This is a genomic window from Propionivibrio sp., assembly GCF_017995515.1.
Lineage (GTDB): Bacteria > Pseudomonadota > Gammaproteobacteria > Burkholderiales > Rhodocyclaceae > Propionivibrio.
In genome coordinates this window covers 1-9,135 of the sequence record NZ_JAGOIT010000123.1, presented here as the reverse complement: position 1 = coordinate 9,135, position 9,135 = coordinate 1, and the positions used below count along the sequence as shown (strand labels likewise).

Sequence of the window (9,135 nt, the reverse complement as noted above, 5' to 3'; positions counted from 1 at the left end):
CTCGAACAGGACCGTGAAACGAAGCCGCGCCGATGATAGTGCACCAACCGTGTGCGAAAGTAGGTCACCGCCAGGCTCCCCAACATACAAAGCCCCGCATCGCTCTAAGCATTGCGGGGCTTTGCGCCATTTGGCTTACGGACTAAAGATCTGACACTACCGCCGACCGCGGATCTTCTGCCAGGCGACGATGAGTTGCTCGAAATTGTCGCAACAGCGCTGAATGAGCGTCTGGTCGCTGATCTTGTTGTTGAGCCACTCCCGCGCCGGGTCCTGGAAGATGCTGCGGCCGACGGCGAAACCGTGGCACGTGCTGCTGTTTCGCGCGTCCTCGAATGACGCGATAAGCTGGTCGAGCGGGGCGTTGAGGCCGAGCATGAGCACGCCGCGACTGTATGGGTCGCGCTCCTTGATCAACTCGTCGATCTGTTTCCATTGTTCGGCCGACGGCGCCGGCAGCTTCCACCAGTCGGGGTGAATACCCAGATTGTAAAAGCGCGTCATCGTCCGGATCGTCGTGTCTTGCTGGAACGGCAGCCCCTTCGCGGGAATTAATTCGAGCAGGAGCTCGTGGCCGCTTTCATTTGTGGCTTCGCAAAGCGTGCGCACCTGGCTCTCCTGCGCGAGCCGGCGGTCGAGGTGGTCGTCGGGATGATAGTAGATCAGGCACTTCACCACCTGCTCTTTCGGCCAGTGCTCAAGGACCGATCCGATGGAGCTGCCGAGTTCGAAGATGACGGGATTGGATCCCGGCTGCTCGACCGGGCGGCCGATCCACCAGTTGCGCCCGGTCGCGGCGTGCAGGGCGTCTTCGCCGTAGATGTCGTCGATCAGTGCGCCGACCGAGCCATTCAGATTGAGCCTCTCTTCCGTTCTTGCCACGGTCTCGACGAGCAATCGCTTGAGCGCAGGGAGACGGCTCTCCGCGGCGCCGACCTGGCGGGCGAGATCGTAAAGCTGGCTTCGGTGGTCGAAGGCGAAGACGAAGACGTCGTTCCAGACGCGTCGTTTTGGCGTGACGTGGTGCAGCCAGTTCAGCGTGTTGTCGACGGCTGGCTCGGTCAGCGTATCGACGTGCTCGATGAAGTACTGGAGTTCCTCTTCGGTGGGCATCGCCGGCGCGCACGAGTGCCTCGAGACGACGAGGGCGCCGCTTGCGTTGGCGCGCTGGCAGCAGATGTCGTAGTCGAAGCCGCGCAACCACCCGGAAAAGAAGCCGGCGAGAAAGGCGTCGCCGGCACCGAGTACGTTGAGGACTTCGACACGCGGGCTGGGAACGGTAAACGCGTCTTCGATGCGGTTCGGGATCTGGCCTTCGATCACGGCACAACCGAGCGCGCCGAGCTTGATGACGAGCGCGGCGTTTGAACGCTTGCGCACTTCGCGCAGGGACGAAATCAGGTCCTGGCTGCCGCCGGCGATCTCGAATTCTTCTTCGGTCCCGACGATGAGGTCGAACTCGCAGAGTATTTCCTGGAATCTCGCCGTGACGTCGAGGCTCGGGATGTAGCGCGTCTTGCCGTCGCCTGGGGTGGTCAATCCCCACAGGACGGGCCGGTAATCGATGTCGAGGACGGTGCGGACGTTGTGCGCATGCGCGTATTCGAGCGCGCGGAGACTCCCGGCACGCACCCGCGGCGTGGAGAAATGCGTGCCGGTGATGTGCAGCGCCATGCAGTCGGCGATGAACGATTCGTCCACGTCATCCGGGCAGAACGCCATGTCGGCGCAATTGTCCCGGTAGAAAAGCAGCGGGAAGGTCTGGCGATCCTTGATGCCGAGAATCGCCAGCGCGGTCATGTGCGCCGGGTCGACCTTGATCTGCGAGACGTCGCAGCCTTCGTCGGCGAGAGTCTTGATGAGGAAGCGCCCCATCTGTTCGTTGCCGACGCGCGTGATCATCGCGCTGCGCAGCCCCAGGCGCGCACTGCCGAACGCGACGTTGCCGGAGGAGCCGCCGAGGTATTTGGCGAAGGTGGAAACGTCTTCCAGATCGCAGCCATATTGGTTTGCGTATAGATCGACCGCCAGGCGACCGATGGAGGCGACCTCGTGCTTGCGTCCAGTCGCGAATACAGTTGAGTTTTTCATCTCTTCAATTGCAGCGCTCGGAAGCGCATGCCGTGCCAGGTAGGGCGTTGTCAATCCTCGCTGGCCCGGTCGGCTTTGCGCTCCATGTTGAGTTCGAGCCGGTAAGCGAGGGCGATGAACAGCGCTTGCGCCAGGCTCATGGTGCCGGCGAGCGAACGGAAGAAATAGGCTTCCGACTCGTGGACCGTGAGCGCAACGGCAGCTGCTCGGGAGATTGGCGACAGCGAACTGTCGGTGATGGCGACGACCGTTGCTTCCCGCTCGACCGCGAGGTCGGTGCAGTAGCGCGTTTCGGTTCCGTAGGGCGCCATGCTGATCGAGATCAGCACATCGCCTTTGGAGAGTCCGGCGATCTGTTCCTTGTACAGGCCGCCGAGCCCGTCGACCATGATGACGCGCTTGCGTGTTTGCGAGAGCGCGTAAGCGAGGTAGCTGGCCACCGGGAACATCCGGCGCACGCCCATGAGGTAAATGTGCTCGGCGTTTTGCAGGATGGTGACTGCCTTCTCGAAGGCGCGATCGTCGAGATCCGCTTTCATCGTGGCTATGCCGGCCTGACAGGTATCCAGGAAGCCTCGCGCCAACTCGGAACTCTGCATCTGCGCCGGATGGTCGCTGATGACAGCCTGCAGACGCTGGTGGTAATTGCCCGCTGTTGTCCCGCTGGCATAGGCGTCGCGAAAGACGGCTTGCAGATCCGAGTAGCCGGAAAATCCGAAGTGCTGGGCAAAGCGCACGACGGCAGATGGCTGCACGCCGCAAGCGTCGGCGACGTCGCGGATGCGCACGACGACCATCTGTTGGCGATGCTCGGTGATGTATTGCGCGATGAGTTTGAGTTGCCTGGAGAGATCGTCGTATTCGCGGGCGACCCGCTGAATCAGATCTTCAACTCGGTTGTCCTGAGCCATGTTCTTGGTTGCACGCCGCTGTAGGTGTCATGCGCAATTGTAGCTCAGCATGACTTCGGGGTCGGCATCGTCTGCGCGGCTAAAAAGCTGACGGCCGCCGAGCCTGCGGCGGCCGTCAGCGAGCAACGATCAACCGAGGCGGACGATGCGATTTTCGCGCCAGGAAGTCGTCGCGGCATCGGCAAGTTCGAGCGCCTTGACGCCGTCGGCGATGCTGACGCGCAGCTTTTCCTGTCCGGCAAGGACGGCGACGAAGTGGTCGAGTTCGTTCCGGTACGCTTTCTCATAGCGTTGCAGGAAGAAATGCTCCGGTTTGTCGATCGAGACAACGTCCGGGCCAGAGGCGACCACCTCGGTCGGGCGGTGGTTGCCGGCTTGCAGCATGCCCTTTGAACCGAGCACTTCGAAGCGCTGGTCGTAGCCGTAGGCGGCGCGGCGCGAGGTGTGGATCTGAGCCAGTTTGCCACTGGTCGTGCGCAGCGTCACCGCCGTCGTGTCGGCATCGTTGGCGGCGGTGGCGATCGTCGGATCGGTGAGGGCGCTGGCGGTCGCGTAGACCGTCTCCGCTTCTTCGCCGAGAATCCAGCGGAAGATATCGAAGTCGTGAATCAGCATGTCCTTGAAGATGCCGCCCGAGCGCTGCAGGTACTCGACGGGCGGTGCGCCGGGGTCGCGGCTGATCACGGACAGGGCTTCGAGTTCGCCGATTTCACCCTTTTCGATGCGCGCCTTGAGCGCGGCGAAGGTCGGGTCGAAGCGACGTTGAAAGCCGATCAGGCAGACCTTGCCAGAGGCATTGACGACCTTTTCACACTCGCGCGCACGGCCGAGGTCGAGATCAACGGGCTTTTCGCAGAAGATGTGCTTGCCAGCGGCGGCAGCGCGCTGGATGAGGTCGGCGTGCGTGTCGGTCGACGAGCCGATGAGCACGGCGTTAATGCTCTTGTCGGCAAAGATCTGGTCGAGCGTGACGACTTTCGTGCTGAGCGCGCCGGCCAGTTTGGCGGCCGGTTCTGGGATGGCGTCGGCGACGCCTGCCAGCGTCACGCCGGGGTTGCGGGCGGCGTTCGTTGCATGAATCTGGCCGATGCGACCAGCGCCGATGACTGCCAAACTGATGGTCATGGTGTCTCTCCGATTGGTTGTAGGTATTTGCGTAAGTCCGGTTCTTGATGCGGCGCGCGTGGTTGCGGAACGCACCGTCGCCTCGCGGATATTCTAGGACGAAACGCTTTAAATAGAAATAAAATTCTACAAAACAAAACAACAGAAAAGTGTTTTCTGTTGTGGCCCGTGCCGACGAGCGGCGTCAGCGCACGATCGAGCGCCAGCGGCTGATGGCCAGTGCGCACAGGATCAGCGCGCTGCCCAGCACCTGCGCCGGACGCATCCGTTCGCCGAGCCAGACCAAGGCCAGGATGGCCGTCCACACCGGCTCCAGCGTCATGATGAATGCGGCGTGACTGAGTGGGGTGCGTCCTTGCGCACTTACTTGCAGGTAGAAGCGCAGGCAGGTGGCGATCAGAATGCTCGTGACGACCCACAGCCAGGTCGTGTTGGAAACGTGATCCGGCCACGACTCGATGGCGGCCGAGACGACGAGCGTTACCAGACCGACAACACTCAGCTGAATCGCCGTCAGCGGTAGCACCGGAATTTTTCCGGCGAAGCGCGAATTCAGGTTGAACTGGACCGAGAAGGCCAGCGCGCTGGCGAGGAAGAAGAGGTCGGCGGTGTGGATGCTCATGCCCGGCTGCAGCGCAAGACAGGCCATGCCGGCTGTTGCGACGAGTGCGGCGACCCACGTTGACCGTGCGATGCGGGCGTGAAAGAGCACGCCGGCCATGATCGGCGCGATGATAACGCCGAGGCTGCTGATGAAGGCGCCGGGACCCATCGCTGTGGTCAGCTGGAGGCCCATGATCCAGCACATCATCGCTACCGAAAGGACAAGACCGGTTTGCAGACACTGGCGCAATGCGGCGGCGTTCTTGCGTACCTCGGTGACGCCCTGTACGCCAAAGGCGCCCAGAATCAGGCCGCCACTGAGGAAGCGAATGCCGATGAAGAGCAAGGGCGGCAAGCCTTGCAGCGAATGGTAGGAGAAGATCCAGCCGAGTGCGGCGATCAGGGTGACCGCCACCAGCACGACATCGGCCTTGAGCGATTGGCGGGTTGTTTCAGCGTGATGCACGCAAGGGATTCCTGTACGGCAAGGGCCGTGCCTTGATTCGGTGCCGGACGATTGTCCGGCAAGGGTAACGGCCGGCATCATAACGCCGATTACGCTTCTTGCGAAAAGCGACAGAATCGCCGATGCCCGCGCGAGCATCGGTGACTTTTTTGCCTACGGCGTGCTTCCCGGTCGCCAGTCCGGCGTGAGTTCGACTACTTTGCCGGTGGTCATCGACACCATCGCCGCTTCAGCCAGGCGTTGCGCTTCGAGCCCGTCCTCCATGCTGGCGAGTGGCGCTGCGCCGGTTTGCAGCATCTCAACGAAGGCGACCATTTCAGCGCGGTAGGCGTCGGCAAAACGCTCGATGAAGTAGTTCATCGGCGGCGCAACAGAGAAACCTTCAGCGCTGCCGATCATCACCGAGTTCTTCAGGCGGTTCTCGACGTAGAGCACTTCCTTGGCGCACAAGGCTTCCAGCCGCTGGTCGTAGCCGAAGGGCGCACGCCGGCAGTTGTTCATCTGGACGAAGCGACCCGATTTCGAGGTCAACGTGATCATCGCCGTGTCGATGTCGCCGGCCTTGCCGATCTCGGGATCGATCAGACAGCCGCCGACGGCATAGACGGTGCGGATTTCCTCGCCGAGAAGGTAGCGCGCCATGTCGAAGTCGTGGATCGCCTGGTCGCGGAACATTCCGCCGGAACGCCTCACGTAGTCGACAGGCGGTGGCGACGGGTCGCGGGTGTGCATGACGAGTTGCTCCAACTGCCCGCTGGCGCCGCTCTGAATCCGCTCGCGCACGAGCCGGAAGTTCGGATCGTAGCGGCGCTGGAAGCCGATCATGCAAGGTGTTCCGGCCTTGGCGACAGCCTCGGCCACTTCCGTGACGAGCTTGAAATTGAGGCTGATCGGTTTCTCGCAGAACATCGCCTTGCCGCCGGCGACGGCTTTCAGGATCAGCTCCGCGTGCGTGTCGGTCGAGCTGGCGATGATGACGCCGTCGATTGATGGGTCGGCGAATACGGTGTCCGTATCGACGATGCGCGCGCCGGTTTTCGCCGCCAGATCGTCGAGATGTGCCGAGGGAACGGGATCAACGATGTATTGAAGCTTGACTGAAGGCAGCGCGGCGGCGTTCAGTGCGTGGACGTAGCCGATGCGGCCGGCGCCGAAGACGGCAAGTTTGATCATTTCTGGAGTCCTTTTTCGAGTTCTTCAATGGCGACCCAGCGCCGCTCCTTCTGCGAAAGGAGCACGGAGTCGACGACCAGCGCCGTATGCACGGCGTCGCGGAACGACGGCCAGAGCGCCTGGTCGGCGGCGATGCCTTCGATCAGGTCCATCATCTCGACCGTGATCATGTCGTTGTAGCCGAAGCCGTGGCCGGCGCCGATGCAGAAATTGCCGTAGTCCGGGTGGTCCGGGCCGATCAGCAGCGTGCGGTAGCCGCGTCGGCCGGCCGGATCGCCGGCGTTGTAGAACTGCAGCTCGGCCAGGTGTTCCTGGTCGAAATAGAGGCTGCCCTTGGTGCCGATCACCTCGTAGGTCAAGCCCATCTTGCGCCCGGTGGCGACGCGGCTGGCTTCGAATGAGCCGAGCACGCCGCTCTTGAACTTGGCGAGGAAGTTGGTCTGGTCGTCGTTCTCGACCGTTTCCAGTTGACCGTTGTCGCCGGGACGCCGGCCATGCACGATCTGGCTTTCGCCAACGACTTCGGCGATCGGGCCGCACAGGTAGTGGGCCAAGTTGATGATGTGCGAGGCGAGGTCGCCGAGCGCGCCGGCCTTGCTGGCGAATTTCTCCTTGAGCCGCCAGCCGCCGCCGGCCGCCGGGTCGATCAGGTAATCCTCGTTGTGCGTGGCGCGGAAATGCACGATCTCGCCGACTTCGCCGGCCTCGATCATCTGCTTGGCGAGCCGCGTCGCGGGATTCTTGATGTAGTTGTAGCCGACCAGCGTCTTGACGCCGGCCTGCTCGGCTGCTTGCGCCATTTCGTGTGCCTCGGCGGCCGAGAGCGCGAGCGGCTTTTCACAGAGCACGTGCTTGCCGGCGGCGATCGCGGCGAGCGCCATCTCCTTGTGCACGAAGGTCGGCGAGCAGATGCCGACGACGTCGACGTCCGGATCGGCAACGAGCGTTTGCCACGAACCGGTCGCGCGCTTGAAGCCGAAGGCGTCTGCCTTCTTTGCCGCACCGTCGGCCGAACTGGTGGCGATCAACTCAAGCACCGGCTTGGCGGACAGCGAATATACCGAGGCCACCGTATTGAGCGCGATTGCGTAGGCCTTGCCCATGTAGCCGGCGCCGATCACGCCGAATTTCAATGTGTTGCTCATGTCTTGCCTCCTCGTTACTTTGCGACCTTTTCCCACGCCCGCGTTTCGAGCGAGCGCTCCATTGCGGCGATGATGCGCTCGTTCTCCAGACCGAAGTCGAAGGCCGGGAAACAGTCCTGCGTCCCCGCGATACCGGCGATCAGGTCATGCACTTCTATAACCTTGACGTCGAAGTAGCCCAGCCCGCCGCCCGCAAAATCGAAGCCGAAGAAGGCGGAGAACTGTGGCACCTGCGAGCCGGCGTAGATCGTCTTGAAGCCGCGATCCGGCTTGGGGTCGGTGAAGCGTGAGATCTTCAGCTCGTTGAAGCGTTCGCCATCCATGATGATCGTGCCTTCAGTGCCGGAGATTTCCCAATAGACGCCGAACACCTTGCCGGCCGAGATGCGCGAAGCTTCGATGGTGCCGCCGGCGCCGGAGGCAAAGCGCACGAGGCACTGAATCTGGTCCTCGTTTTCCACCTCGGCCATCGTCGCATCGGAGCCGGCCTTGGCGCCGTAACCCGAACCGCCCTGCGGCACCGGCCGCTTCGGGAAAAAAGTCTGCGCCTGCGCTGCAACTTCCTCGACGCCACCCATCAGGAACTGCCCGACACCGATCACGTGCGAGCCGAGGTCGCCGAGCGCGCCCGAGCCGGCGTCCTTGCGCGAACAACGCCAGCTCCAGGGTAGCGTCGGGTCGTTGAAGAAGCCCTGGTCGAACCAGGCGCGGAAGCGCGTCGGCGTGCCGATGTCGCCGCGTTCGATCAGCTGCTTGGCGAGCAGCGCCGCCGGCGTCTTGATGTTGTTGAAGGCGACCAGCGTCTTGACACCCTTGCGGCGCGCGGCGGCGGCCATGCGCTCGGCCTCTTCGAGCGTCACCGCCAGCGGCTTTTCACAATAGACGTGCTTGCCGGCCTCGATCGCCGCCAGCGCCATTTCGCAGTGCAGGTGGTTGGGCGAGGTGATGTCGACGACGTCGACCTTCGGGTCATTGATCAGCTTGCGCCAGTCGCCGGTCGAGGTCTCGAAGCCGAAGCGCGCGGCGGCTTTCGCCGCGAGTTCGTCGTTGGCGTCGGCGAGGCAGTAGAGATGCGGTGCCATCGGCAGGTTGGGGTACAGCATGCGGGCGCGGCGAAAGGCGTCGGCGTGGGCCTGGCCCATGAAGCCCGATCCGATCAGGCCGATGTTCAGGGTGGGTTTGCTCATGGTGTTGCTCCTTGCAATGGTGGTCGAGGCGGCTATTTGCCTTGTTCGAGAAGGCCGGCGATGAACCGCCTGGCGCGGGTGACGGTGGCCAGCGGTGGCGCCTTGACCGGGTCCTGCTCGGCCTCGACGACGATCCAGCCGGCGTAGTCCGTTCGTCGCACGAAGTCGGCGATGCCGGCGTAATCGACCGAGCCGTCGCCGGGAACGGTGAACATGCCGTTGAGTACGCCGGCGTTGAAGCTGAGATCACCACTGCGCACGGTGCGCATGACGTCGGCGCGCACGTCCTTGAGGTGGATATGAACGATGCGGTTGCCGTAACGCTTGAGCAGTTCGCGGTAATCGAAACCCGCTGCCGCACAGTGGCCGGTGTCGAGCAGCAAGCCGACGGCCGGCGTTGTGCAGTCGAACAACGTGCAGATTTCGTCGAACGT

Annotated in this window: 8 protein-coding genes; all 8 read right to left on the bottom strand. The window is 62.9% G+C overall.

Features of this window, described 5'->3' with window-relative positions; genetic code table 11:
• Positions 1 to 156: 156 nt before the first annotated feature.
• Entirely contained in the window at positions 157 to 2,091 is a 1,935-nt protein-coding gene (iolC, locus tag KBA32_RS15165) for a 5-dehydro-2-deoxygluconokinase (protein WP_294360621.1), read from the bottom strand.
• A gap of 50 nt (positions 2,092 to 2,141) precedes the next feature.
• Positions 2,142 to 3,002, bottom strand: coding sequence for a MurR/RpiR family transcriptional regulator (locus KBA32_RS15160; RefSeq protein WP_294360619.1), 861 nt, complete (start codon positions 3,000 to 3,002; stop codon positions 2,142 to 2,144).
• 129 nt (positions 3,003 to 3,131) lie between these two features.
• A complete protein-coding gene (gene iolG, locus KBA32_RS15155; RefSeq protein WP_294360617.1) occupies positions 3,132 to 4,127 on the bottom strand; it encodes an inositol 2-dehydrogenase in 996 nt (331 codons plus the stop codon).
• A gap of 184 nt (positions 4,128 to 4,311) precedes the next feature.
• A complete protein-coding gene (locus tag KBA32_RS15150; protein WP_294360615.1) occupies positions 4,312 to 5,196 on the bottom strand; it encodes a DMT family transporter in 885 nt (294 codons plus the stop codon).
• 153 nt (positions 5,197 to 5,349) lie between these two features.
• Positions 5,350 to 6,369 carry an inositol 2-dehydrogenase gene (gene iolG / locus KBA32_RS15145; protein WP_294360613.1) on the bottom strand — a complete coding sequence of 340 codons (1,020 nt, stop codon included), beginning with the start codon at positions 6,367 to 6,369 and terminating at the stop codon, positions 5,350 to 5,352.
• Complete coding sequence (locus KBA32_RS15140; RefSeq protein WP_294360611.1) at positions 6,366 to 7,514, bottom strand: Gfo/Idh/MocA family oxidoreductase; 1,149 nt, start codon at positions 7,512 to 7,514, stop codon at positions 6,366 to 6,368. Before KBA32_RS15140 ends, iolG (KBA32_RS15145) begins: the two co-directional genes overlap by 4 nt.
• Positions 7,515 to 7,528: 14 nt before the next feature.
• Positions 7,529 to 8,701 (bottom strand): Gfo/Idh/MocA family oxidoreductase, encoded by a 1,173-nt coding sequence (locus tag KBA32_RS15135; RefSeq protein WP_294360608.1) that lies wholly within the window; start codon positions 8,699 to 8,701, stop codon positions 7,529 to 7,531.
• Between the two features lie 32 nt (positions 8,702 to 8,733).
• The coding region (locus KBA32_RS15130; protein ID WP_294360605.1) for a TIM barrel protein at positions 8,734 to 9,135 on the bottom strand (402 nt) is incomplete at its 5' end.

Coding starts and splice junctions, on each gene's coding strand:
- KBA32_RS15140 (WP_294360611.1), bottom strand. CDS start 7,514: ATGAGCAACACATTGAAATTCGGCGTGATCGGCGCCGGCTACATGGGC.
- KBA32_RS15135 (WP_294360608.1), bottom strand. CDS start 8,701: ATGAGCAAACCCACCCTGAACATCGGCCTGATCGGATCGGGCTTCATG.
- iolG (WP_294360617.1), bottom strand. CDS start 4,127: ATGACCATCAGTTTGGCAGTCATCGGCGCTGGTCGCATCGGCCAGATT.
- KBA32_RS15160 (WP_294360619.1), bottom strand. CDS start 3,002: ATGGCTCAGGACAACCGAGTTGAAGATCTGATTCAGCGGGTCGCCCGC.
- iolG (WP_294360613.1), bottom strand. CDS start 6,369: ATGATCAAACTTGCCGTCTTCGGCGCCGGCCGCATCGGCTACGTCCAC.
- iolC (WP_294360621.1), bottom strand. CDS start 2,091: ATGAAAAACTCAACTGTATTCGCGACTGGACGCAAGCACGAGGTCGCC.